General features: G+C 49.9%; 23 protein-coding genes and 1 tRNA gene. 11 read left to right on the forward strand and 13 right to left on the reverse strand.

Annotation, left to right across the window (positions count from 1 at the left end; genetic code table 11):
* Window positions 1–20 precede the first annotated feature (20 nt).
* Window positions 21–428, reverse strand: a complete 408-nt coding sequence (locus L1285_RS04255; protein WP_235411097.1) for a hypothetical protein — start codon at window positions 426–428, stop codon at window positions 21–23.
* A 121-nt stretch (window positions 429–549) separates the two neighbouring features.
* Between L1285_RS04255 and L1285_RS04260 the strand changes: the two genes are divergently transcribed.
* The 5 genes from L1285_RS04260 (at window position 550) to L1285_RS04280 (ending at window position 4,296) form a co-directional block, all read left to right on the forward strand.
* Window positions 550–1,395: a hypothetical protein gene (locus L1285_RS04260; protein WP_235411098.1), complete on the forward strand. Its 846-nt coding sequence runs from the start codon at window positions 550–552 to the stop codon at window positions 1,393–1,395.
* Window positions 1,396–1,549: 154 nt separating this feature from the next.
* A complete protein-coding gene (gene upp, locus L1285_RS04265) occupies window positions 1,550–2,179 on the forward strand; it encodes a uracil phosphoribosyltransferase (RefSeq protein ID WP_046003070.1) in 630 nt (209 codons plus the stop codon).
* A 10-nt stretch (window positions 2,180–2,189) separates the two neighbouring features.
* On the forward strand, window positions 2,190–3,425 hold the full coding sequence (locus L1285_RS04270; protein WP_235411099.1) for a uracil-xanthine permease family protein: 1,236 nt from the start codon (window positions 2,190–2,192) through the stop codon (window positions 3,423–3,425).
* Between the two features lie 259 nt (window positions 3,426–3,684).
* Window positions 3,685–3,897 carry a transcription antiterminator/RNA stability regulator CspE gene (gene cspE / locus L1285_RS04275; RefSeq protein WP_046003072.1) on the forward strand — a complete coding sequence of 71 codons (213 nt, stop codon included), beginning with the start codon at window positions 3,685–3,687 and terminating at the stop codon, window positions 3,895–3,897.
* Between the two features lie 195 nt (window positions 3,898–4,092).
* Window positions 4,093–4,296: a hypothetical protein gene (locus L1285_RS04280; protein ID WP_010383114.1), complete on the forward strand. Its 204-nt coding sequence runs from the start codon at window positions 4,093–4,095 to the stop codon at window positions 4,294–4,296.
* Window positions 4,297–4,379: 83 nt separating this feature from the next.
* Here the strand turns inward: L1285_RS04280 and L1285_RS04285 are convergent, their stop codons facing one another.
* The 3 genes from L1285_RS04285 to L1285_RS04295 all read right to left on the reverse strand — a co-directional run bounded on the left by L1285_RS04285 (window position 4,380) and on the right by L1285_RS04295 (window position 6,724).
* The gene (locus L1285_RS04285) at window positions 4,380–4,808 is read right to left on the reverse strand and encodes a BLUF domain-containing protein (protein WP_235411100.1); all 429 of its coding nucleotides are present in this window, start codon (window positions 4,806–4,808) and stop codon (window positions 4,380–4,382) included.
* A gap of 277 nt (window positions 4,809–5,085) precedes the next feature.
* Complete coding sequence (locus L1285_RS04290; RefSeq protein ID WP_021032861.1) at window positions 5,086–5,487, reverse strand: DUF6746 family protein; 402 nt, start codon at window positions 5,485–5,487, stop codon at window positions 5,086–5,088.
* 1,152 nt (window positions 5,488–6,639) lie between these two features.
* Window positions 6,640–6,724: transfer RNA gene (locus L1285_RS04295), tRNA-Leu, on the reverse strand.
* A gap of 250 nt (window positions 6,725–6,974) precedes the next feature.
* Between L1285_RS04295 and L1285_RS04300 the strand changes: the two genes are divergently transcribed.
* Window positions 6,975–7,472, forward strand: a complete 498-nt coding sequence (locus L1285_RS04300; protein ID WP_235411101.1) for an RDD family protein — start codon at window positions 6,975–6,977, stop codon at window positions 7,470–7,472.
* A gap of 68 nt (window positions 7,473–7,540) precedes the next feature.
* Here the strand turns inward: L1285_RS04300 and lptG are convergent, their stop codons facing one another.
* Complete coding sequence (gene lptG, locus L1285_RS04305; protein ID WP_235411102.1) at window positions 7,541–8,611, reverse strand: LPS export ABC transporter permease LptG; 1,071 nt, start codon at window positions 8,609–8,611, stop codon at window positions 7,541–7,543.
* Window positions 8,608–9,720: an LPS export ABC transporter permease LptF gene (gene lptF / locus L1285_RS04310; protein WP_235411103.1), complete on the reverse strand. Its 1,113-nt coding sequence runs from the start codon at window positions 9,718–9,720 to the stop codon at window positions 8,608–8,610. The genes lptG and lptF overlap by 4 nt, the downstream gene beginning before the upstream one ends.
* Before the next feature lie 231 nt (window positions 9,721–9,951).
* On the opposite strand from lptF, the gene pepA reads away from it, so the two are divergent.
* The 3 genes from pepA (at window position 9,952) to L1285_RS04325 (ending at window position 14,927) form a co-directional block, all read left to right on the forward strand.
* Complete coding sequence (pepA, locus tag L1285_RS04315) at window positions 9,952–11,463, forward strand: leucyl aminopeptidase (RefSeq protein WP_046004998.1); 1,512 nt, start codon at window positions 9,952–9,954, stop codon at window positions 11,461–11,463.
* 147 nt (window positions 11,464–11,610) lie between these two features.
* Window positions 11,611–12,057 (forward strand): DNA polymerase III subunit chi, encoded by a 447-nt coding sequence (locus tag L1285_RS04320; RefSeq protein WP_046004999.1) that lies wholly within the window; start codon window positions 11,611–11,613, stop codon window positions 12,055–12,057.
* A gap of 23 nt (window positions 12,058–12,080) precedes the next feature.
* Window positions 12,081–14,927: a valine--tRNA ligase gene (locus L1285_RS04325; protein WP_235411104.1), complete on the forward strand. Its 2,847-nt coding sequence runs from the start codon at window positions 12,081–12,083 to the stop codon at window positions 14,925–14,927.
* Between the two features lie 441 nt (window positions 14,928–15,368).
* Here the strand turns inward: L1285_RS04325 and L1285_RS04330 are convergent, their stop codons facing one another.
* Window positions 15,369–15,563: a hypothetical protein gene (locus L1285_RS04330; protein ID WP_235411105.1), complete on the reverse strand. Its 195-nt coding sequence runs from the start codon at window positions 15,561–15,563 to the stop codon at window positions 15,369–15,371.
* 440 nt (window positions 15,564–16,003) lie between these two features.
* On the opposite strand from L1285_RS04330, the gene L1285_RS04335 reads away from it, so the two are divergent.
* Both L1285_RS04335 and L1285_RS04340 read left to right on the forward strand, forming a co-directional pair.
* The gene (locus tag L1285_RS04335) at window positions 16,004–17,812 is read left to right on the forward strand and encodes a S8 family peptidase (protein WP_235411106.1); all 1,809 of its coding nucleotides are present in this window, start codon (window positions 16,004–16,006) and stop codon (window positions 17,810–17,812) included.
* A gap of 11 nt (window positions 17,813–17,823) precedes the next feature.
* The gene (locus tag L1285_RS04340; protein WP_235411107.1) at window positions 17,824–18,249 is read left to right on the forward strand and encodes a hypothetical protein; all 426 of its coding nucleotides are present in this window, start codon (window positions 17,824–17,826) and stop codon (window positions 18,247–18,249) included.
* A gap of 41 nt (window positions 18,250–18,290) precedes the next feature.
* Here L1285_RS04340 and L1285_RS04345 read toward each other — a convergent pair whose 3' ends face one another.
* The 6 genes from L1285_RS04345 to L1285_RS04365 form a co-directional block, all read right to left on the reverse strand.
* Window positions 18,291–19,853, reverse strand: a complete 1,563-nt coding sequence (locus L1285_RS04345; RefSeq protein ID WP_235411108.1) for a bifunctional GNAT family N-acetyltransferase/carbon-nitrogen hydrolase family protein — start codon at window positions 19,851–19,853, stop codon at window positions 18,291–18,293.
* A gap of 90 nt (window positions 19,854–19,943) precedes the next feature.
* Window positions 19,944–20,942 (reverse strand): DUF4350 domain-containing protein, encoded by a 999-nt coding sequence (locus L1285_RS04350; RefSeq protein ID WP_235411109.1) that lies wholly within the window; start codon window positions 20,940–20,942, stop codon window positions 19,944–19,946.
* A gap of 132 nt (window positions 20,943–21,074) precedes the next feature.
* Window positions 21,075–23,000, reverse strand: coding sequence for a methyl-accepting chemotaxis protein (locus tag L1285_RS04355; RefSeq protein WP_235411323.1), 1,926 nt, complete (start codon window positions 22,998–23,000; stop codon window positions 21,075–21,077).
* A gap of 335 nt (window positions 23,001–23,335) precedes the next feature.
* Window positions 23,336–23,464, reverse strand: coding sequence for a hypothetical protein (locus L1285_RS23545; RefSeq protein WP_268835959.1), 129 nt, complete (start codon window positions 23,462–23,464; stop codon window positions 23,336–23,338).
* 600 nt (window positions 23,465–24,064) lie between these two features.
* On the reverse strand, window positions 24,065–24,820 hold the full coding sequence (locus L1285_RS04360; protein ID WP_235411110.1) for a class I SAM-dependent methyltransferase: 756 nt from the start codon (window positions 24,818–24,820) through the stop codon (window positions 24,065–24,067).
* A gap of 86 nt (window positions 24,821–24,906) precedes the next feature.
* A complete protein-coding gene (locus L1285_RS04365) occupies window positions 24,907–26,046 on the reverse strand; it encodes a response regulator transcription factor (RefSeq protein ID WP_235411111.1) in 1,140 nt (379 codons plus the stop codon).
* Between the last annotated feature and the right edge of the window lie 113 nt (window positions 26,047–26,159).

The following is a 26,159-nucleotide window of genomic DNA, read 5'->3' on the forward strand; positions in this document are numbered from 1 at the left end:
TCAGACGCACTTCACCTGGGTCAGGCAAAAATGGGGGGCCGATATAAGGACTGAGCAACAGCAACAGGGAGTTGCTCCTCATGCCCAATAGCAGCAAGGAACACTAAGTCTGTAGTGAGAGAAAATTCGGCAACAGGCAGCAGCTGCGCACTACCGCAAGCGTGCGTCAGGCATATGCACTCACTGTCATCATCACAGCAGTCCATTTGCTGCTGCGTGTGACTCATCTTGCTATGGTCATGCTTGAATTGAACAGAGGTGTCCGTTACTTCTGGTGCTGCAGCTTCATGGTGATGCTGCATCATGGCAGCGTGCATATCGTGACCCTGCATATGGGCTTCACACGCCATTACAGCATTCGCCATACCTTGTACAATAAAGGCAAGCAAAGCGGCTATCATCAGTAATGTGGCGGAGAATTTGCTCATAGGGTCCTCGGTTTATCGCTGCGAATTCTCACATAAACGACAAAAAAAGAAAAGCTTTAGCCTGGCAGCCGCGGTTAATTGCCTATACTGTCAAAGACGTGGCTTTAATGGTAGTAAACTTGTGTGGGTGGTAAAGCGCTTTTTTTATTTGATATTACTCGTGCAGCTCAGCCCCTGCGTGGCTGCACAAACCAGCCAGCAGGCAAGGCCCGAACTGCACATCACTTTGCCGGTACGCCAGGTCAAGTTACAAAAGTACCTGAGCGAATTACTCCATGAGTCGCTCTATGCTCTGGGCTACAACCTGACCCTCACAATGACCCCCAACCCTTTATATAAACGTGAGTCACGTCTGCTCCAAAGTGGCAAGATCACGATGATCATGCGCCTGGCAACGCCCCAGCGTGATGCCACTTTTCATAAGATCGCAGTGCCGCTTACACAAGGCTTGATAGGCAAACGGCTGCTGCTCATTCATCAGCGCAATCAGGCACGCTTTGACGCGGTGACGTCGCTGGAGGCTTTTCGCAGCAGCAAGCTGGTTGGCATCTTCGCACCGGGCTGGTACGACACCCAAATCTGGCAGGCTAATCACCTGCCCTATATTGAAAGTGCCAGCGACCATACGACCATTTTAAGAATGCTCACTGATGGCAATCGAGGTTTTGATTACTTTTCTCGGGGGCTAAACGAAATAGATGACTACACCCTGAGTAACGGTCTGATCATAGAGCCACATTTGGTACTGAGCTACCCGCTGGACTTTCACTTTTACCTGCACCCCGAGAACAAAGTCCATATTTCTATTCTCACACGTGCATTAGAGCAGGCGCGCGACAACGGCTTGCAAGCACAGTTGCTGCGCAAGCACTTTGGCTATCTGCAACAACGCCACAGACTATCGCAGCGACGTGTTATCTCCCTTGCACTACCAGCCGTGCCAGCGCAATCTGTGCCACTTCCATGACCATCACATTGAGCCATTGCAGGGCCCTCAGGTTTTTGTATTTAACCCTGTAAACTACACCTAACTCATTGAATAAATTATTTGCGTTATCTCAGGGTAATTCTTGATTAGCTAAGCTAAAATAGCGATACATTTTATCTGGAGTATCTTTTCAATGAGCATTCATGTAATCAAACACCCACTTGTACAACATAAACTTGGCCTGATGCGTGAGCATGGGATCAGCACAAAAAGCTTTCGCGAGTTATGTCAGGAAGTGGGGACTCTGCTAACCTATGAAGCAACTAAGGACATTCCATTAGAAGATATCACCATCAAGGGCTGGCAGGGAGACGACCTGACAGTTCAACACATTAAAGGCAAGAAAATTACCGTTGTGCCAATCCTGCGCGCCGGGCTGGGTATGATGGAAGGCGTGATGCAGTTAATTCCAAGCGCCAAGGTCAGTGTGGTTGGCCTGCAACGCAACGAGGAAACGCTTGAGCCTGTACCCTATTTTGAGAAGCTGGTTGGTAACATTGAAGAGCGCATGAGTCTGGTAATTGACCCTATGCTGGCCACCGGTGGCTCTATGATTGCCACCATCGACATGCTGAAAAAAGCTGGCTGTAAAGAGATCAAAGTCATTGTGCTGGTTGCTGCGCCGGAAGGCGTAGACAAAACCCTGGAAGCCCATCCGGATGTAGAGATTTTCACCGCTTCACTGGACAGCCACCTGAATGAAAAAGGCTACATAGTGCCAGGCCTTGGCGATGCCGGCGATAAAATCTTTGGCACAGTGTAGGACATTCTGAATGTCCAATACGTCTTTCACATCGCTTAAAACCATAGTGAGCGGTGCCCAGATGCTGTTTGTCGCCTTTGGCGCGCTGGTACTGGTACCCTTGCTGACCGGCCTGGACCCCAACGTTGCGCTGTTTACCGCAGGCCTGGGCACTTTGGTGTTCCAGTTTGTGACGCGTGGTCAGGTGCCGGTTTTTCTGGCCTCTTCCTTTGCTTTTATCGCGCCCATCATTGCCAGCGTGCAGGTGTGGGGGATCCCCGCGACCATGGGTGGACTCATGGCTGCCGGGTTTGCCTATATTTTACTGAGCTTGCTGGTGCGCTTTAAGGGCGCTGACATCCTGCATAAAATCTTACCTCCTGTTGTTGTCGGTCCGGTGATCATGGTGATTGGCCTGGCGCTTGCCCCAGTCGCGGTTAATATGGCCATGGGCAAAAGTGGCGATGGCAGTGTGCAGCTGGTTGCCTACGAGCAGGCGATGGTCATTTCACTCTTGTCACTCGTTGTGACCTTAGTGGTTGCCGTCACCGCCAAAGGGATTTTTCGTCTCATTCCGATTCTGGCAGGGATTATCACCGGATATGCCTTATCGCTGTTTTTCGGCATAGTGCAGTTTGATGCCGTGACCAATGCCAGCTGGCTGGCCGTTCCCGCGTTTGTCTGGCCGGAGTTTTACTGGCCTGCCATCCTGTTTATGGTGCCCGTGGCGATTGCTCCGGCCATTGAACATATAGGCGATATGATGGCGATTAGTAACGTAACTGGTAAAGATTACCTGGAAAAACCCGGCCTGCACCGCACCTTACTGGGCGACGGCCTGGCCACCTCTACGGCCTCTTTGTTTGGTGGTCCACCCAATACCACCTACTCAGAAGTCACCGGGGCGGTGATGCTTACCCGCAACTTCAACCCTCAGGTCATGACCTGGACGGCAGTGATAGCCATCGTACTGGCCTTTGTTGGTAAGATGGGCGCTGGACTACAGACCATTCCAACCCCGGTTATGGGCGGAATTATGACCCTGCTATTTGGCTCTATTGCGGTGGTTGGTCTAAACACACTGGTTAAGTCAGACACTGACCTCAGTGCACCGCGTAACCTGAGTATCATCGCGCTGATCCTGGTATTCGGTATTGGTGGTATGCAACTTGGCAGCACCGAGTTTAGCCTGCAAGGGGTGAGCTTGTGTGCCATTTTGGGCATTGTGCTGAATTTGCTGCTACCCAATTCTAAGCAAGAAGACTAACTAAGTTGATAATAATGCTCAGCATAACCGGCTATGCTGAGCATTATAAAATCTAAAAATAAAATAAAGTGCTATCTATTCACCCTATATGCTGTATAGTGGGTCACAGATCAAACAGCTGAGCTATTAATGAATATTTAGTACAAGCTTTCCCAGTTTCTTTTCGATTCACTTCGTCATACTTACTCTGCGATATCTTTTCCTACATTACAGAATTAGTAGCTTCAATTTAAATTTTATCGATTATATCGAGGTATGTATGTCTAATAAAACAACTGGTTCAGTAAAGTGGTTTAACGAATCTAAAGGCTTTGGCTTTATCACACCTGACAATGGCGGCGCAGATGTGTTTGTACACTTCAGAGCAATTGAAGGTGATGGTTTTAAAACTCTGGTTGAAGGGCAAAAAGTAGCTTTCAATTCAGAACAAGGCGCCAAAGGCCCACAAGCTGCCAACGTCACCGCAGCTTAATCTAATAATAAAGAGATATGGTGTGTAAAATGCATATCTCTTTATTGACCCCCAGAAAAATAAGTCAAAAAGTTTTTACCTATTTCTGAACCTCCCATATAGAAAACCGGCATACAAAGTTAATCGTTATTACAGCATTATCAATTTGACAGGCCCGTATTTCTCATAAACCCCATCTATCAAATTGAGAGTAGCATGCGAAAATCATCAAAAAAGACAGCGAGTAAAGGGCGAAAAGTAAGTTTTGAAGAAAAACTTGAAAGAATGGTGAATGAATACCGCCAGGAAAAAGAGAGCCTTGAGTTATTAAGTACAGAGACATCTGAATATCAAAGTCAGCTTGAGAAGTGTAATCGGCTTTTTGCCAATGTAGAGCGCTTTGTTGGCCGAAATCGCTAACTTACTTGCTCTTGATTAGGCTTTTCTGCGCACTGAAGTTTGAGCTTAGATGAAAATGGAGAGCATTCTGAGCCTGCCACTGACTAGCCAAAGGATTTTCTGACCCGCTCTTCAAACTCCATTTCTTGATCGCGAAATGACTTAAGTAGCTTATAACTGAGCGGTAGCCGCCGGTGTGGCCGTGTCGTTTTTACCTTGCGATAACTCGGATGTTTGGAGAGATCAATCACCCCCATGGACCAACGCGCAAAGTTACGCTTTGGCAGTTCGTTAATGATCAGCGCGACCACTTCGGTATGCCTTGGATCTTGTTGAATATTCTTATACAAACGCTCAACATGATCTCTTTCACCTTCAATCACTTGCATGAAGTGATGTCCATCATAAAGTAACATACCGGAAATGCCATTGAGCTGATTAGTCGATTTGCAAAAACGATTTAACTCAACCAACTGCTCATCAGACAGAGGTGCAGTTACAGTGCTGACATAAATAAGCTCTATCAAGGCCATGGAAACCCCCTTGTTCACCCTGAAGATAAGCATAGTCGAACGCAGTTATTGCGCAAAACCAATTAATGGAACAAAAGGGCCGGCCTGAACACCTTATATGTATCAATAATGTAAACGTTAATTGGCCGGACACGGCTGCCAGGACGCTATAGGCCCAATCCGCCAGCCTGCTTAATTTGCGCTTGCGATAAATATACGTTGTGGAGCTGTGGGGAAGACAACGGGGCCAGGTTCACCCGGCCTCGTCAGCATAGAAAGGCATGCTCAGCGTGCTGAATTAAAAACTCGCAATCAGTCTGTCTGCTAACACAAAATACTGATTAAGGTGCTTTTTAGTCTGCTCTTTACGGTTTCTTTCTGAATTCAGGTGGATGTTTTCTACCACAACCGCAAGATCATCTGCGAGCTTTTTATTGTCGCCGATAAGGTTAAATGTGAAAAATTCAACGCTTTTCTCAAGCGTATACGTGATCACGTGGATCTGCTGTAACTCAGCTTCGTCCAGATCTCGTTTGCTTCTAATTTCTGAGGTTTTTTCAATGAAAATCTTTCTTGCATCTTCGATGGAAGTCACGTCTGCCACTTTAAGGTGTTGAATAGATTTTTCGCCCGATTCATCGCTGGCTTGTACCGTTGTTGAAAAAACAGCAGCCATAAGTAATACAATTAAAGTTCTCATTTTATCTCTCTATTGTTGAAATATAAGGGTCAATAGGGCGGTTTTTAATTGTTGGGTACTGATAAAACCGGCAACTGGAGGTGTATTTTAACAATCCCTTAGCCTCTTTAAAAGTTATCGGGATTGCACCTGATAGCCAGCGCGTGTTGCGATATTAAAACGTCACAGGCCAAAAACCGCTTGCTCTGATCTTACTAGACGTTCAAAACTGGAAAAAATTTATCATTTTCTCAAAAATCGCCGATTATTGAATTTGAGCCCGCCTCAGACAAACGTTTGAGCTCACCTTACTGACATAATGACCTGAGTGAAAACAGCATTGGTAACTGCTGGCTAAGGTACACGTTCAGCGAGCAAAGAGGAGATTGAATTAACCCACCATGCACTCAAGTCCAAACACTGCTTCTAACTTCAGCATGGTTCTTTGAATCTCAGCTATAAAAAACCCAGCTAAAAAGCTGGGTTATAAAAAGTGGGTCCCGTGGGCGGACTCTTAACTTGCATCAGTGCCACGCCCGGCGTGGGGCTCCAGTCCGACTCTATTTCACAGGAAGTAAATTTCAGTCATAAAAAACCCAGCTAAAAAGCTGGGTTATAAAAAGTGGGTCCAGTGGACGGGCTCGTACCTTGCATCAGTGCCACGCCCGGCGTGGGGCTCAAGTCCGACTCCACACAGCTTCAGTGTGTCGCCTTGAATTTCAGGCATAAAAAAACCCTGACCTAATCAGTCAGGGTTATAAAAAGTGGGTCCAGAGGGCGGACTCTTACCTTGCATCAGTGCCACGCCCGGCGTGGGGCTCAAGTCCGACACCACACTCGGCTAAACATTAAAATTCAGGCATAAAAAAACCCTGACCTAATCGGTCAGGGTTATAAAAAGTGGGTCCAGTGGGCGGACTCTTACCTTGCATCAGTGCCACGCCCGGCGTGGGGCTCAAGTCCGACACCACACTCGGCTAAACATTAAAATTCAGGCATAAAAAAACCCTGACCTAATCGGTCAGGGTTATAAAAAGTGGGTCCAGTGGACGGGCTCGTACCTTGCATCAGTGCCACGCCCGGCGTGGGGCTCAAGTCCGACACCACACTCGGCTAAACATTAAAATTCAGGCATAAAAAAACCCTGACCTAATCGGTCAGGGTTATAAAAAGTGGTACCAGTGGGCGGACTTGAACCGCCACGCCCGAAGGCAACGGATTTTGAATCCGTCATGTCTACCAATTCCATCACACTGGCATAATTTTTCTTTTATCTTCTAACTTAGAGAAAATAAAGAAAAACCACTTTGAGCTTAGGCTTTGTTTTATATGCCCTCGTCTCTATGCCCAGCATTATACAAATTGGCGGGAGGGTAGCAAGCGTTTTTTACAAAACGTCGTTCAAGTGCTTGGTAAATGAACAGCTGCTGAAAACTCGCCGGGTTTTTTAGTGTTAGATTAAAAATCAGGTAGAATAGGTCATATTCCGGCTTTAATGAGTGAACTAAATGGCTTCGTTTCCCCGTGCGGGTTTAACCCGTCGTCTTGCATCTCTGATCTATGATGGTCTGGTCGTGATTGCATTCGCAATGCTGTCTATGGTGGTATTTTTGTTAGTGATTGAGGGCTTTATCTCGGCAGGCTGGCTATCGCAAGGCAACCATGAAGACGTCTCGGCGCTGATCCAGGCCTCTCCTTTATTGTCCTTTTTACGTGGATTTGTGCTGATCGCCGTCTCAGTGCTGTTTTTTGCTTATTTCTGGACTAAGAGCGGCCAGACCATAGGCATGCGCGCCTGGCGACTGAAAGTGCAAACACCAGATGGCGAGCTGCTTAGCTGGCCCAGAGCCAGTGCACGGGCATTATGTGCGCTGCTGGGACTGGGTAACCTGCTGGTACTGATCGACTTTAAACACAAACGTGCGCTGCAAGATATGATCTGTGGCACCGAAGTCGTGGTATTAAGCAAAGAAGAAAACAAGCGCATTTACGATAGCCTGGACTAGCTTGCAAAGCTTAGAACAGCAACAAAAAAGCCTGACTGAGTCAGGCTTTTTTGAATGCGTTATCTTTGCTAACCACGCTGGCGATTAAGCAGGTAAAACGCCGTCGCGGTAAATAACACGCTGGGCATCACCGCGCCCACCACTGGCGGGATCTCGTAAACCATCACAATCGGGCCAAAAATCTCATTGCTGAGATGAAAAATAAGCCCCGTGATCACGCCCATAATAATCCGTGCCCCCATGCTGACCGAACGCAGCGGCCCGAAAATAAATGACAGGGCAACCAGCAGCATTACGGCAATGGTCAGCGGCTGCATAACTTTGCGCCACAGCGCCAGTTCATAGTTACTGGTATCCTGCTCATTTTGCTCGAGATACTGTAAATACGACCACAGGCCAGAAAACGACAATGCATCAGGCTCAACGGAAGCAACATCCAGCCTGTCCAGTGTAAGCTGAGAAGCATAAACAAGCGTTTGCGCATACTCTGTGCGGATCTGCTCTTGCTCAATAATGACTGCTTCAATGGCCCGTAACTGCCAGCCCTCGTCCGTTGCTGTGCCCGACTTAGCCCGGGTGATTTTCAGCAGGTTCAGATCATCATCAAAATGATAAATATTGATATTTTGCAGATTGCCGGACTTCTCGATATTCGCAATATTAATGAAATTACTACCATCTTTGGCCCACACGCCCTGCTGCGCCTCAAACACCTCGCCGCCATTAATTGCCTGATTGCGCAGCTGCTTAGCGGTTTGCTCTGCCTGAGGTGCCCCCCACTCGCCTAGCGCCATCATACACAGCGCCAGCACAATAGCCGACTTCATTACCGAGCCGATGATCTGTAACCGCGACATGCCTGCTGCCTGCATCACCACCAGTTCACTACTCGAAGCCAGCGCGCCCAATCCGGTCAGGCCGCCAATCAGCGCAGCCATGGGAAAGAACACCACAATATCGCTGGGCATGCTGTACAAAGTGAACAATAAGGCGTCCATCACTTCATAAGTACCCCGGCCCACTGAACGCAGCTGTTCAATAAATTTGATTAAGGTATTAATGCCCACAAATACCAGCAGCGCAAAGCCGGTGGTTTGCAAGATGCTACGCCCAAGATACCAGTCCAGCGTTTTCATCATTGTTGTGGCTCCCGTTTTAACAGCATGGAACGTACCCAGACACCAAAGGGTCGACCCTTGGCAATCAGATAAGCCCCAATAAACAACACGCACAAGTGGATCCACCACAGCCCGACCGAAGTCGGTACTTTGCCCTCTGCTACCAGGTATTTACCGGCATTAAGCAGAATAAAATAACCCAGATAAATACAAATCGCCGGCACCAGTTTGGCAAACTTACCCTGTCTGGGGTTCACCACACTGAGCGGCACCGCCAGCAAGGTCAGCAAAATAATCGAAATGGGCACAGACAAGCGCAGCTGGAACTGGGCAATGGCTTCTGGCGTTCCCATTTGCAGCAAGCTGGACGAAGGTAAATCTTCGAGCTTACGACGCCTCTGTTCTATTTCCTGCTCGCGGATCTGCACCTGATAGCTGCCAAATTCGGTCTTGTTCAGGGCCTGGCTAAAGCCGTCTGTTTCAAACCGCTTACCATCGCTGAGCACCAATTGTTGCTCGCCGGTGCCTTCTTCAACCACCCGGCCCTTCTGAGCAAAGACGATGCGCGCTGCCTGGTTTGACTCTCGGTCCGGCAGCTGGGCGACAAACACCCGGTTCAGCTCTTTACCCTGATCACTGGTGTTGTGAACAAAGACCACGGCTTTTTCGTTACCGGTTTGCTGGAAGCGCCCAGCCCGAATTTGACTAAGCCCGGACTCAGCATTGGCCTGCTCACGCAACTGGTTTTCTTTTTCACCGGCCCAAGGCGCCACATACAAGCTCAGCGCCGCCGCCATCAGTGCAATCACAAAGCTAGACACTAAGGTGACCCGCACCACATACCACTCACTGACGCCGCAGGCTTTCAGCACCGTCATTTCGCTGTCAGCATAGACCCGACTGTAGGCAAGAATGATCCCCAAAAACAAGCTCAATGGCAGGATATAGACCGCCAGTTTAGGCAAGTTCAGAGCAAGGAAAGACATAACAAGTTTACCGGGAATACCGCCACCTGAGGCTTCTGCCAGGATCCGGACAAACTTCTGCGAGATGAATATGGTCATAAGGGTCATAAAAACGGCGACCTGAGATTTTAAGATCTCAGCAGTCAGGTATCGAAAAATAAGCAATGTCCGCCCCTATAAAACGTCTCATTTCACTGGAATAGTGGGAAATTTTGAGTAAACTGGTTATTTTAATCACTTTATTATATGCCATCGGATCCAAATATCCTACTAAAGCAACTGGCTAAAGCGCCAAATGCGCGCATCAGTTGGCCATTTTTTAGTTCAGCACCCATCAGTGGAGTGGCTGAGGCATAAAAAGTTCAAAAAAGACAGCACATTGACTCAGGAGTCGCAATGGAATTCAGCGTAAAAAGTGGTAGCCCAGAAAAACAACGCAGTGCGTGTATTGTTGTTGGCGTATACGAACCACGCCGCCTTTCACCCGTCGGGGAACAGCTGGATAAAATCAGCGAAGGGTATATTTCTAACCTGCTGCGCCGCGGTGACCTCGAAGGTAAACCCGGCCAGGTGCTTTTACTGCATCATGTACCAAACGTGTTGAGTGAACGTGTGCTACTTGTAGGCTGTGGTAAAGAGCGCGAGCTCGACGATAAACAATACAAACAGATCATCGACAAAACCATCAGCACCCTAAATGATACCGGCTCAATGGAAGCCGTGTGCTTTTTAACTGAGCAACATGTTAAAGGGCGCGATACTTACTGGAAAGTGCGCCAGGCTGTTGAAACCACCCAGGACAGCCTCTACACCTTTAACCAGCTAAAGAGTAAAAAGAGCGAAGCGCGTCGTCCGCTGCGTAAAATCGTCTTTAACGTCCCTACGCGTCGCGAACTGCCCATTGGCGAAAGCGCCATCGAGCATGGCCTGGCCATCGCTGCAGGCGCAACCTTGTGTAAAGATGTTGCCAACATGCCACCCAATATCTGTAACCCGCGCTACTTAGGTGAGCAGGCGCAGGCACTGGCTGATGAGTTCGACAACGTTACGGTTAACCTGGTTGGCGAAAAAGAAATGGAAGAGCTGGGTATGCATTCTTACCTGGCGGTTGGCCGTGGCAGCGCCAACGAGTCCGTGATGTCGGTGATCCACTACAACGGCGCACCGCAAAAACAAGCCCCAATTGTGTTTGTGGGTAAAGGCCTGACATTTGATTCAGGCGGTATTTCAATCAAGCCTGGCGAAGGCATGGACGAGATGAAATACGACATGGGTGGTGCCGCAGGCGTACTGGGCCTGATGCGTGCCGTGGTACAAATGCAACTGCCGCTGAACGTGATTGGCGTGCTGGCTGGCTGTGAAAACATGCCAAGCAGCAACGCTTATCGTCCTGGTGACATCCTGACCACTATGTCTGGTCAGACGGTTGAAGTACTCAATACCGATGCGGAAGGCCGCCTGGTATTGTGTGATGCACTGACCTACGTAGAAGCGTTTGAGCCAGAAGTAGTCGTGGATGTGGCAACCCTGACCGGTGCCTGCATTATCGCGCTGGGTCATCACGCAACGGGTTTGTTGTCGAACCACAACCCGCTGGCCCATGACCTGTTAAAAGCGTCTGAGCAAAGTGGTGACCGCGCATGGCAGCTGCCTTTGTGGGATGATTATCAGGAACAACTGAAGAGCCCGTTTGCCGATTTCACCAACCTGGGTGGACGCGCAGCAGGTACTATCACTGCCGCTTGCTTCTTGTCTAAGTTCACTAAGAAGTACAACTGGGCACACCTGGATATCGCAGGTACAGCCTGGCGCAGTGGTGCCAATAAAGGTGCAACCGGTCGTCCGGTGCCTATGTTAATGCAATACCTGCTTAATCGTGCTGATGTAACCGAACAGCCGCAGGATTAATTCCCGACGCGGCGCAGGATGTCGCGCACCACGTTGATTGATGAAAGCCGTATTCTGTGTCAGAATGCGGCTTTATTTTGAACGCTGTGTCAGATGCTGATTTACCCGCTATGACAGGGCGTTTCGCTAGCTAGAAAACCACATGTCATGACCATCAACGCACGCTTTTTTGTATTAAAGCAAGATAATGAGCCGGGCAAACCAGTGCCGGCTCATTTTGATCTCGCCGCACGCAGCGCCGCTAAGCTGTATCGCGCCGGACAACGTGTCTTTATTTACGTAGACAGCGTTGAAGATGCCCATGCGGTTGACGAGCACTTGTGGTGTTTTGAGGCCGACAGTTTTGTGCCTCATAACCTGCAAGGCGAAGGCCCCAAAGGGGGCGCACCGGTCGAGATCGGCCAAATGCCACCGGTTGGCAGACGCACCATTTTAATTAACCTGGCACAACAGCTGCCAGATTTTGTGCGCCGATTCGACAAGATCTATGATTTTGTGCCGGTTGAAAGCAATGCCAAACACGCGGCACGCCAGCGGTTCATGCAACTGCGTCAGCTCGGCGCTGAAATTTCAACCAAAGAAATTGACAACTAAAGTATTTTTTAAGGTTCTGTGTAATGGATAAAACCTATAATCCGCAAGATATCGAACAGTCTTTGTACCAAGGCTGGGAAGAGAATGGCTACTTTAAGCCATCAGGTCAGGGCGATGCCTATTCGATCATGATCCCGCCACCGAATGTCACGGGTAGCCTGCACATGGGCCACGCTTTCCAGGACACCATCATGGACACCCTGATCCGCTACCAGCGTATGCAGGGCAAAAATACTTTATGGCAGGTGGGAACGGACCACGCCGGTATCGCAACCCAAATGGTGGTTGAGCGCAAGCTGGCAGCTGATGAAGGCAAAACCCGCCACGACCTGGGCCGCGACGAATTCATCGACCGCATCTGGCAGTGGAAAAACGAATCTGGTGGCACCATCACCAAGCAGCTACGTCGCCTTGGCGCATCGGTAGACTGGGACCGTGAGCGCTTTACCATGGACGACGGCCTGTCAGAAGCGGTGAAAGAAGTGTTTGTGCGTCTGTATAAAGACGACCTGATCTACCGTGGTAAGCGCCTGGTTAACTGGGATCCAAAACTGCACACCGCAATTTCTGATCTGGAAGTAGAAAACAAAGACAAGCAGGGCCACATGTGGAACCTGCGCTACCCGCTGGCCGATGGCGTTAAAACCAAAGATGGCAAAGACTACATAGTCGTTGCAACAACGCGTCCGGAAACCATGCTGGGCGACACCGGTGTAGCCGTAAACCCGGATGATGAGCGTTATCAGGACCTGATCGGCAAAGAGATCTTACTGCCAATCGTCAACCGCCGTATTCCAATCGTTGCCGATGAGCACGCCGATATGGAAAAAGGCACCGGCTGTGTAAAAATCACGCCGGCTCACGACTTTAACGATAACGAAGTCGGTAAGCGTCACCAGCTGCCTATGATCAACGTATTCAACAAAGATGCGGCAATCCTAAGCGAAGGCGAAACCTTTACGTTTGATGGCAAACCACTGGAGCTGGATGCGCCATTACCAGAGCGCTTCCATGGCCTGGACCGTTTCGATGCCCGTAAGCAAATTATTGACGAGTTTGAGCAAGCCGGCCTGCTGGAAAAAATCGACGACCACAGCCTGACCGTGCCATACGGCGACCGCTCTGGTGTCGTCATTGAGCCGCTGCTGACTGATCAATGGTATGTACGCGTTGCGCCACTGGCTGAGCCGGCAATCAAAGCCGTTGAAGACGGCGACATTCAGTTTGTGCCTAAACAGTATGAAAATATGTACTTCTCCTGGATGCGTGATATTCAGGACTGGTGTATTTCTCGTCAGCTTTGGTGGGGACACCGTATTCCGGCCTGGTACGACAACGAAGGCAATGTATACGTTGGCCGCGACGAAGCCGAAGTACGCCGCGACAACAACCTGGCAGACGACGTGGTGCTGAGCCAGGACGATGATGTACTGGATACCTGGTTCTCCTCTGCCCTGTGGACCTTCTCAACCCAAGGCTGGCCAGAGAATACTGACGATTTGAAGATGTTCCACCCGTCAGACACGCTGGTAACCGGTTTCGACATCATTTTCTTCTGGGTTGCTCGTATGATCATGATGACACTGCACTTTGTGAAAGACGACCAAGGCAAGCCTCAGGTACCGTTTAAAACCGTTTACGTGACCGGTCTGATCCGCGACGAAAATGGCGACAAGATGTCAAAGTCGAAAGGTAACGTACTGGATCCACTGGACATGATCGATGGTATCGATCTGGAAAGCCTGGTTCAGAAGCGTACCGGTAACATGATGCAGCCACAACTGGCCGCTAAAATTGAAAAGAACACCCGCAAGACCTTTGCCGATGGTATTGAAGCGCACGGCACCGACGCGCTGCGCTTTACCCTGGCGGCCATGGCCTCAACCGGTCGTGATATCAACTGGGATATGAACCGTCTGGAAGGGTATCGTAACTTCTGTAACAAGCTGTGGAACGCCAGCCGTTACGTGCTGATGAACACCGAAGAGCAGGATTGTGGCTTCAACGGTGGCGAAATGCAGGTATCTCTGGCCGATCGCTGGATTTTGGGCCAGTTCCAGAACACAGTGAAAACCTTCAGTGAGCACCTGGACAACTACCGATTTGACCTGGCCGCGAACACCATTTATGAGTTCACCTGGAACCAGTTCTGTGACTGGTATCTGGAGCTGACCAAGCCAATTCTGTTCAAAGGCAACGAAGCCCAGCAACGCGGTACACGTCATACCCTGATCACGGTTCTGGAAGGCCTGCTGCGTGTTATGCACCCGCTGATGCCTTACATCACAGAAACCATCTGGCAGCGTGTTGCACCGCTGGCTGGGATCGAAGCCAACACCATCATGCTACAGAGCTTCCCGCAGTTTGATGCGTCGCAGGTAGACACACAAGCGATGGAAGACCTGGAGTGGGTTAAGCAGTTCATCCTGGCTATTCGTAACATCCGTGGTGAAATGGACATCAGCCCAAGCAAACCGCTTAGTGTACTGCTGGCTAATGTGTCTGAGCAGGATCAGCGTCGTCTGGATGACAACCAGGCCTTCCTGAGCTCACTGGCTAAACTGGAAGACATCAAGGTACTGGCAAGCAAAGACGATGCACCGGCATCGGCAACTGCTTTTATTGGCGATTTGGAGATCATGATCCCAATGGCGGGCCTGATCGACGTCGAAGCCGAAATGGCCCGTATCGCCAAGCAGCTTGAAAAGGCAGAAAAAGGTCTGGCACAGGTTGAGAAAAAGCTGGCAAATGAGAAGTTCGTCAACAACGCTCCTGCTGCGGTACTCGACAAAGAAAAAGCCAAACTGGCCGAGTACAGCGATGCCAAAGCTAAGTTGCTTGAGCAAAAAGCGAAAATCGAAAGCCTGTAACAATCATTAATTGTTGTTTATTTTAAAAAAGGAAGCCGCTAAGCGGCTTCTTTTTTTTAGGCCTTCAGTACACTCTATTTAGTTTATAAAAGCAGGCAGGACCCGTTCAGCAACAAGCTGCTGAGTGCATTCTCAGACGCATGAGCTGTGACGACCATGATCATATCCAGCTCTTTTATCAGCATAATATATATACCTACAACACGAAACCAGTGTCACGGCATTCTGTTTTTAGTACAAGTGGCCTGCGATAAACACCTTAGAAAGATAAAAAGTGGGTAATTACACCGCATATTAGATAATTAGAGATCAGTCGAGCGCGATCAGGTATGGGCTTTAACTAACTGTATTTTATTAATGAGAGTAAATTCGGTTTTTAGCCACCAATGACACAGAAACGCCTCGGTGAGGCGTTTCGTAAAGACATTTTAGTAAGTGGGCTTACAAAGTTTGCTCGCACCCATACATACCACAAGTGTTAGCAACACAGTGAGTATGGCCTAAACCACTGTATGTATCACCTTTGCTGCTATTAATATCCGTACCTCCAGCAACTTGAGGCGTCATATTGCGCGGCATGTTATTGCTGTCTGAAGAAAGGCTTTTCATTTTTTTCTTGTTTAACTTTAAGTTCATAGTCATTTCCTTTGTTGATTAAGTTAATCGCACCCGGTTTAGGTGCAAATAAAAACATAACCAAAAAATAAACACAGATCAACAACTCAAAAGAAACATAAAACCAACAAAAAAAACAAAAAAATTACCCACCACCAGCATTGGCGCAACACCAGCCATCATTAGGGAATAGCATAAGTAGTCTAAAAATAGCGCTAGTTCTCATTTTAATTGGCATCACAACTCAGCGCCTCTGAACATTAGTTTATATACACAGGTATCTTTTCAGGTAGAAACCTTTCTCCAATCACATATCAGTCGGATCTTTTAGACCTAAACCTCCTAACCACCAACAAATTAATTAACCAAATATCAAAATTAACAACCTTGCACTCTCAAATGTAACAATATAGGGTACAGAAAGAAACAGGGACAAACATAATTAAGAAGAATCCAAATTCATGATAAAAACCAAACTCACCATGCTGGCCACGCTTATCGCGGCCTCACACAGTGTGCCCGTTTCGGCTGCCGATTATCCACTGATGCCGGGCGATCCGCTGGTATCTCACCAGTGGCACCTGCAAAATACTGGTCAGGCTGCGTTTTCAGAGCGCGGCGGTCAGGCTGGCGAAGATATGAACCTGTCGCTAACCCATGCACTGGGTATTATGGGCACTGGCGTTACCGCAGCGGTCATTGACGGCGCGGTCGAACTGACCCACCCAGACTTGCGCGATAATGTGCGTCCGGGTTCATGGAACTTTACCACCAACACGCCAGATCTGGTGCCCGGAGGCCCCACTGATCGTCACGGCACCTCAGTTGCGGGCATTATCGCCGCCAGCGCTTTCAATGGCATTGGCGGGCGCGGCATCGCACCACGCGCTGGTATAGTGGGTTTTAACCTGATCTCATCAGGCAACTACAACACCGCTAACTGGCTTCAGTCTCACGGCATGTATTCCGATGGTTACAATAAACACTCGTTTGATTTTCCGCGTATATTTAACCAAAGCTATGGCCGAACTTTATCTGCACCAGTCGGCTTCGACTACGACGAAGATCCTTGGCTTAAAACCTATGAAGATGCGCAGGAAGAGATCACCCGCGCCACCCATGGTGGCCGCGGCGCTTTGTTCGTAAAGTCTGCCGGTAATGGCTACACCAGCCAGAGATATACCGATCCGCGTTTTGGCTCTGGTTATTTGCGCTTTGATAACAAAAACCACGGCTTGCCACTACAGAACGTCAACCTGGAGCGCATGGACACCTCGTTCTGGAACCTGGTGGTTTCGGCCTATAACGCCGATGGCCAGCTTTCCTCCTACTCCACCGTGGGCTCGGCCGTGTTTGTATCGGCCACAGGTGGCCAGTACGGGGTCTATTCACCAGCGATGATCACCACAGACCTGAGTGGCTGTGAGGCGGGTTACAACCCGGCATATGGCCGTAACGCGCTGCACGGAGGTCATCCACTGGATCCCACCTGCGATTATGGTGCGCGCTTTAACGGTACTTCGTCTGCCGCACCCAGTGCTGCCGGTGCCATCGCCCTGATCATGTCGGCAAACCCGGCGCTGACATGGCAAGATGTTCGCCATATCCTGGCCTCCACGGCACGCAAGATAGATGCAGAGCACCCAGGTGTTTCGCTGCCATTTAACAATGCCCAGGGCGAAACCGTCAGTTACCAGGCCATTGATGTGTGGCAAACCAATGCTGCTGGCTACGCGTTCCACAATTACTATGGCTTTGGTGCCGTAGACGTTGACGCAGCGGTCAATATGGCGCGATTCTACAACCAGAATCTGGGGCAATTTACTCAGACTGAGCGCTTTGCGGTGAATGCAAATGCAGAGATACCAGATGGTGATGTGAATGGTGTGCAGAGCACCTATCTTTCCGCAGAAGAAATGACGGTTGATGCCGTTCAGGTGCGCGTGAATATCGACCACACCAGCACCCGAGACCTGGCAATCGAGCTAATTTCTCCATCGGGTACTCGCAGCGTGATCATGACCCCACGTACCGGAACCATCCTGGGTAAAAATGGCATGGAAAACTCCCAGATGCTGACCCACCATTTCTATGGTGAGCCGGCCCAAGGCGAATGGACGCTACGCGTGATTGATACCGCAGCCGAAGATGAATACTACCAGTTTGACCCCAGTGCTGCGGGTGTGCCCAACGTCAATATGGTGCACAAAAACAACCTCGAAAATGGCTTGCTGAAGTCATGGGACATTCGCTTTATTGGTCGTAAATAAGGAGCACCGACATGAAAAAACGCTTAATCACCACCGCAATATTTGCCTGCGGCATTTCAGTTGCCAGTGCGTCCACCAACGAAGTGTATGAGGCAAAACCGCTCAGCGCGAGCACCATGCAAACGCTCAGTCTGAATGGTAAAACGTATCAAACGGCCAGCGCTAATTTACAGGCTGGTACATCTCTGATTGATGCAAAATCTGGTGCCGCCTACACCCTGACCGGAGAAGTGGTCGCCGAGCTGGAACCGGTGCTCAACGCCAGTGAATTTGCCAAAGCTCATGACCTGAATTTGGTGTATGTGCGAGGCAGTCGCGCTATTTTCACCGCGGATACAGGTGCAGACTTGCGCGAATTTAAAGCTCGAATTGCGGCTTTAAGTGGCGTGCTCAGTACTCAGTTCGGTATTGATATCGAAGGCCTGGAGGCAGAATAACCTCTGGCGAAAACCCAGCACCACCTGGTGCTGGGTTGTTGTTATTTTTTGTTTTTTTGCCCACCCAGCCAGTTTATCCGATACAAGTCGCGTCGTCTGTCTAGATAGTTTCTGACCGAGCCTTCGTGGCGCAGCTCATGCAGTTTTTCTAAATCCAGGTCAACTATCAAGGTCATTTCCGTATTAGGGGTGGTTTCTGCCATGGTCGCATCATGAGGAAAAGCAAAGTCTGAAGGGGAGAATACCGCTGACTGCGCATACTGAATATCGGCTCCATCCACTTTGGGCAGGTTGCCCACACTGCCCGCCGTCACCACATAACATTCATTCTCGATGGCCCGGGCCTGTGCACAACAGCGTACCCGCAAATAGGCGTTTTTGGTATCTGTCCAAAATGGCACAAAGAGAATTTGCATGCCTTGCTCTGAAAGCAACCGCGCCAGCTCCGGAAACTCCACATCGTAGCAGATCAGGATCCCGATTTTACCAAAGTCGGTGTCAAAGACATTCAGGTTGTCGCCGCCTTGCATGATCCAGGCGCTTTTTTCGTAAGGGGTTGGGTGAATTTTAGTTTGCGACTCGATGGTGCCATCGCGACGGCAGAAATACGACACATTGTAGAGCGCTTTGTCTTCAATCACCGGAATTGAGCCCGCAATAATGTTGATATTGTAACTGACCGCCAAATGCGAAATGGCCTCAACCACTTCATTAGAAAATTCAGCCAGTGCTTTGATGGAATCGAGCGAATTATCATGGGCCTCAATGCCCATTAACGGGGCGTTAAATAGCTCAGGCAACAGAGCCAGATCGCATTGATAATCCGCCAATGCATCGATGAAGAACTCTACATGCTGGGTCAGCTCTTCGACAGAATTAAGTGGCCGCATTTGCCACTGCACGCAGCCCACCCGGGCAGACTTTTTAACCGCGCCAAACAGAGGCGACTCATTGCGCTCATAATAAAGATTGGTCCACTCCAGCAAGGTCGCATAGCCTTTCGATTCCTTGTCTTCGGGCATATATTTATTAAGGACACGTTTCACCTCAAAGTCGTTAGACAGCTGAAAACTCAAAATGGGGTCGTAAATTTCTTTCTTTTTAACCAGCTCAATGTATTTTTGTGGCGACATTTCGCTGGCGTAGTGCTGATAGTTGGGAATACGCCCGCCTGCGACAATCGACTTAAGATTGAGGTTCTGGCACAGCTCCTTTCTGGCCTCATATAGACGCCGCCCAAGGCGCATGCCCTGATAATCTGGGTGAACAAACACCTCAGCCCCATAGAGTACATCGCCGAGCGGATCATGCGTTGTCAGGTAGGCATCACCGGTTATCTCATCGTAGGTGTGGTGATCGCCAAATTTGTCGTAATCCACAATCAATGAAAATGCCGCGGCCACCACTTTACCGTGGTCTTCTATGCAGATCTGGCCTTGTGGAAAGCTGGAGAGCTGAGCCCTGAACTGTCTCTGTGAAGGCGCACCGCCGAGGTTAGGATAGACAATTTCCATCACCTCTTTGAGATCATCATAATCATCCGCCTCCAGGCTGCGCAGATTGAGTTTATGTTCAAAGTTTTCAGTTAAATTACTGTCGCTCATTGTGTCTCCTGCTCATTTTACTTGTACTTTATAATAGGGTATTGGCGCTGCATTTGCGTATTCAAGTGCCTGCGGCCAATATGAGCTTCCCTACTCAGCACGCGCCAGCCAGGCCATAACATTAAGCAAAAACCCCTCATTGTGCTCGGCCCCGGCGCTGTTCATGCCGTATATTTTGCCACTGTCGGCATCGCGCTGAGACGAGAACATCATGCCTTCAGCAAAGACTGCAACTCGGCCTTTGCCAAGCTCCAGCACTGCCCCCTGACTCCAGCCATCCACAGCAATGCGCGGCGTATCGGCGGTGACCTGAAAGGGGATCTTGGGGGTCACAGACGTCGCGCCAGGGCCCAAAGTTAGTAATGAAGTCGCGCCATCCGGCACTTTAAAAGCCGATCCGCCAAATGAACGCACCTGTTCAATTTGACCGGATGGCGGCTCTGCCACCGCAGCGGAGGCTGCCCCACCCACGGCACCGGTTACCCCAAACCCGGTCATAGACGTTGCCCCCGGCAGCTTTCTCAGTGCCGGCACCACGGCCAGCGTGATTGCATGGGGTGCCAGGGTTTTATCTGTGATGCTAAATTGTGCGTCGCTAACATGGCCATGGCTGAACTCAATACCCAGCGCTGTGGTGAGATTGTCTATCACTCTGGGAAACGGGGTGTGATCGGCAACCAGAAACAACGCGCCGCCTTGCTCTATCCAGCGCAACAGCGCGGCAACCTCTGGTGCTGTGAACGCGCTACCAAATGGCGGGTTAAAGTCGCTGCGCTGTCGGTCCAGCGCGTTGGCAATTACCAGAATATCGGCCTGGTTAAGGTGTGCCTCGGTAAACGGCTGCGTGCTGGCTTGCACGGTATAGCCATCACTTTGTAAAACGTCAGTAAATGCCCGATAACGGCCATTCATAGTGAGAAAGTTATGGTGTGCTTCATCGAATAAGACGAGTGGGCTGTTATCCGATGAGAAACGACGTTCGGTGTTTTGCGGGGTAAAATCCGGGTCGGCCTGCTGATTGCTATCGCTGCAGGCGCTCAGCCCCAGTGCCAACAAGCCCGTTGTCAGCGTATTGGCTAACCAGTTCATTGTACTGTCCTTATTTATCAGTCGCACCTGGCCAAGTATTAGCAAAGATCCACGCGACTTGCCAGCAAAGGACAGTCATTTACACGCTCGCTTAGTCTGTTACCCAGAGCAAGCGTGTCTGGTTAAAACCCGTTAGCGAATGCCAATGCTCTTGCGAATTTTGGCCATTTGCTCTTGCAGGCTGTGTTGAATATCACGTACCTGCTGATTTGAGCCATTCACCTGTTGCTTCATCGTTGCCATGGCACTGCTGAAGTTATCCACCAGGGAGCTTTGCTGTTGAGCCAGCTCCATTGCATGCTCTGCCACCTGGTTGGCACTCTGTGCCCGCTCGGCAACGCCTTCTGAGTTGCTCTTGAGCTCCTGGGCATGCTCGGTCTGCTGCTGTGCTTCATCAGCCAGCGCGCTGATCTGCGAAGATACCTTGCTTGAATTATCGCTGAGAATCGTCAGCTGCTCATTAATGTCGGACAGCGAATCCTGGGTTTGCTGCGCCAGCTTACGGACTTCATCGGCGACCACGGCAAACCCGCGGCCGTGCTCTCCGGCCCGCGCCGATTCAATGGCGGCGTTCAGCGCCAGTAAGTTGGTTTGTTCTGCAATGGTGCGGATCATTTCAATGACCTTACCGACATCCGCAACGCCATTGAGTAACTCATTAAGGCTAGACAAGCCCTGCTCCACGCGCTGCTGGGTGCTGGAACTGGCGCTCAGCATTGACTCGGCATAGCCGACACTTTGCTTCATAGCAGAGAAGGTTTCACCGGCGTTATCCGCCACCTGCTGGTTAATGTCGCTGGCTTCAACACCCAGCGCTTTGATCTCATCGAGTTGTTGCTGGTTTTGTTCTACCTGGGTTGAAGTGGTCTCAGCCAGCGCACTGATGCTGGCCAGGTTGGTGTTCATATCCTGCATAAAGTCGTTGATCACTGCCAGCATTTGCTCGCGCTCTTCGGCTTCGCCACGTTGACGCTCAATCAGCTGATTGAAATAACTGGCAATCTCACCAATCTCGGTGTTGGCATTCTGGCTGTCGATGTTTTTAAGTTCATTGCTTTCAATCAGGAAGGCAAAGCCATTACGAAGCTGACGCAGTGGCGTCAGTACCTGGCTAAACTGCACGATATACACAGCAATGGCCAGTAACACCAGCAAGCCAATGGCCACACCAAAGATAGTAAAGACGTTTTGCTTGAGTGTGTTTTGCTCCGCCTGCAACGCCTCCTCAGCGCTCAATACCAGCGCCGAAATGGCCTTAATATCGCCCCGTAATTGCGCCATCCCCTGCTGACGTTGCTCGGCCTGCGCCAAAGTATTTTCCAGGTCACGGCTGAAACGTTTAGGCCAGCTACCTAGCTCAGCCTTGATCTCCAGCGCTAGATCTTCGGCTTCGGCACCAAGGAATAGCTCATCTTCGTCAATTTCGCTCATCACGCCCAGGTTATCCAGACGCTCTATCTGTTGCGCCAGCTCCTGAAGGCGACGCACACTGCTCATCAGGTTTTGCCGGGTTTGCTGTTCAAAGTGGATCACCAGCTGATAGGTGTAAATGCTGAGGTTGGTTACTTCGCCGTAGTAATCGGATGCCAGCGCATAGTAGCGCGGCGCCAGTGGATGCTCAGACGCTTTAGCGGTGTAGCTCATTAACGACGATGCCGAGCCCGACATCTGCCTGATGGCGTTATCAAGCAACGCCATTTCATTGCCAGACAGCTTGCCCAGTGCACGATATTTACCGTTTATGTCGCCATCCAGTGCATCCAGCCTGTTGGTCATATCCCCGGCAAGTGATGAAGGCAACGCTGTCAATTGTTGCTGTTTAAGGGTGCTTATTTGTTCGCTGGCTTTGCTGAGCTCCTGGCTGTCGCCGGTGCCCAGATAATCTTCGATCGTACCGGCTAAATCGATCAGTATGGTGTTTTTCAGCGTAACATAAGCGTTGTTTTGTTTGTCTAATTCACTAAAGACCTGACTGGCCCAGAACAAAGTGGCAGCCAGCACGATACTGGCAAGCGCCAGTAACACGGCAAGCAGCCGGGTAAAGGTAGAAACACGCATAGATACTACAGCCATATTGATTCAAATTCGGGCGTAGACTATTAATGTTTTATGACAATTTAATGTAAAGCGCTCATAAAACGAGCAGACGTTTTTAAAAACATACTTTTGGCGTAGGTGGACTCTCTACCTTTTACAGGAACTTTACTTCATACAGATGACATGCAGTGTCAAAGGTGGTTCGGCTGTCTTTCTGCTGCCGCCAAAATCTATTTAAGCCGCCATTTTTATGGCTTTTACTTACGGCTCTTACCGAGAGTATTCTGCTACTTGTTACTCAGCCGATATGTCGTCTCGCCGTCGTTGAACACATTGCCGGTGATTAACAATCACCGTCATCGAGCCTCCAGATCCATCATCCCAGTCTCCACCTCAGTCATCCCGGCCTTCACCTCAATCATCCCGGCCTCCACCTCTGTCATCTCGGCCTCCACCTCTGTCATCCCGGCCTCCACCTCTGTCATCCCGGCCTCCGAGCCGGGAACCATAAAAATTGAGCAAAAGCCACCAATGATCCACTGAGTCGCCTGATAGCAGTTCCCGCATCAAGTGCGGGAAGACAGGTAGAGGGTTTAGGTATGGGTGCAATTGATAACTCCTGAGTCGCCTGATAGCAGGTCCCGCATCAAGTGCGGGAGGACCGGTAGAGGGTTTGGGTATGGGTGCAATTGATAACCCCCTGAGTTGCCTGATAGCAGGTCCCGCATCAAGTGCGGGAGGACCGCTAGAGGGTTTGGGTATGGGTGCAATTGATAACCCCCTGAGTGCCTGATAGCAGTTCCCGCATCAAGTGCGGGAAGACAGGTAGAGGGTTTGGGTATGGGTGCAATTAATAATCCCTGAGTCGCCTGATAGTGGTTCCCGCATCAGGTGCGGGAGGACCGGTAGAGAGTTTGGGTATAGGTACAATTAATAATCCCTGAGTCGCCTGATAGCAGTTCCCGCATCAGGTGCGGAGGACCGGAAAGGATCTGGGAGTTGGTGCAATTTTCGACACCGTGAGCCGCCTGTGCGTAACGCTCAAATCGAGTGCGAGATAACAGGCAGAGTTTTGGAGAATGCTTTTACTTCATCGCGGCTTTCACATACACATCAAAACGGTTCTTTTTAGTTTCGATCTGCATACTGGGCTTTTGCTCGTTCAGGAAGGGCGCGTAATCGGGGCGTTTCACCACCACGCGTTTGGTGGCCAGCTCATAGGCAAACGGTAGCAAAGCATCGGCATCGGCATCCCCGCCAACCAGCGACTGGAATACCCGCATTTCTTTTTTAACCTGGGCAGATTTTTCACGATGCGGAAACATAGGATCCAGATAAACCACATCCGGATTTAATTCACTCTCGGCCAGCAGGTCGTGGCTGGAGCCGAAGATCATGCGCATATTTTGCTGCATCCAGCTGCCTATTTCACTGTCCTGATACGCACGCTCCAGGCCATCAAACAGCAGTGCTGCCACCACCGGGTGACGCTCGTGTAAGATCACTTCGCAGCCCAATGCAGCCAGCACAAAGGCATCGCGTCCAAGTCCCGCAGTGGCATCTAACACCACGGGAGTGGCGCCTTTATTCAACCCCACTGCCTTGGCAATGGCCTGCCCTTTGCCGCCACCAAACTTACGACGATGGGCACTGGCACCGGTCACAAAATCAACCCGGATACCGCCTAATTTAGGTTCATCCAGTTTTAATAACTGCAAACCGGCCTCATCATAGGTCAATCGAAAGTTAAGATTGGCCTGCTGCCAGCTTTGCAGGGCAAACTGTTGCTCGATACGCTCAAGATAAGGTCGGTTTTCAGCAAAAGGGGTATGGATGATCAACAGCAGGCTCCGCAGGTTTAAACACGGAGATTATATCTGGATCATCACAGTTATGAAAACTTTGTAGTACTAGGCGTTATGCCCGTTTAAAACAGCTCTATGTCGGTCTGTGCCGGTACGTCTTCTTCGCCCCAGGGTTTGGCCATCTGATTTAAGCTCTGGATCAGCTCATGGCGTACTTCGGTGATCTCGCCCAGCTTGTAGCGGATTATCGAAAAATCATCGTTGATCAGCGAAAAGTGCTCAAATAATTGCTTTGCCTCTGCCTGCTTGCCATTGGCCTGATCGCTGCTGACATACGCTGAAAACTGCGCCAGTTTGTCGTTGTATGCACTTGCTACCTCTCCCAGCTGGTCGCTCAGCTCCTCAAAGGCCAGGCCAATTTGCTCCACTTTTGTTAGTGCCACTTCACTGACTTCCATATCCTTGATTTTGGCGTTGGTGGCTTCCAGAATGTGCGGCAGCAGATCTTTATAGCGTCCGTATAACCCCGCATCATCCGTTGGCATGTTTTTAATCAGCAAAGACACTTTGGGATAGTTAATGATAGTGCGACGACCAAAATCGACAAAGCGGTCGCCATTGCGGTGTTTTTCCAGGAGCTCTTGCTCCAGCGGCTGAATTGCCCCTTCCTGCGAGTAAAACACTTCGCTGTCGTGATACCAAAATGCCACCGCCACCTGAAGCTGCAAGGGCACGAAAAATTCAAAAAAGTACTCCGACAGCGTACTCAAATCATGGGCATGATACGACTGGCCCACATAACGCATAATACGACCCATATCGCCCGAATCCGACATGGCAATTTCAGCCGTGATCTGGGCTTTTTGCACATCCTGCTTTAGTTTAAGCGACTGGCGGCGATACTCGTCCAGTACTTTGATCCGTGCCAGCATTTCATCGCTGTCGAACGGTTTAACAATATAGTCGGCCCCACCGGCGTTGTAGCCACGCATGCGCTCTGAGATAGCGCTTTTAGACGACAGAAACATTACCGGAATATCACACAACTGCGGATTGGCTTTCAGCCGCTCACACACCTCAAAGCCGGAAGGACCAGGCATTTCAATATCGAGCAGGATGATATCCGGGCGCTGCTGCGCCGCCATTTTCAGCCCTTCTTCGCCACTGTAAGCGTGAATGACTTTGCAACTGTGCAATAAGGATTGTTCAACAATGTGGTGTACCAGTTTATCGTCATCAATGGCCAGTACTAAATTGCTCATGCAGCGGTCCCTACAAGGTTGGTTCTTTAAAACAGCATAGCGTGAACTGTCAAATTTGCGAATGGAAAACACCACACAAAGTGCTTATGTGGTGTTTTTAAGTCGGCTCTGGT

It is taken from the genome of Pseudoalteromonas sp. DL2-H2.2 (assembly GCF_021532535.1).
Lineage (GTDB): Bacteria > Pseudomonadota > Gammaproteobacteria > Enterobacterales > Alteromonadaceae > Pseudoalteromonas > Pseudoalteromonas rubra_A.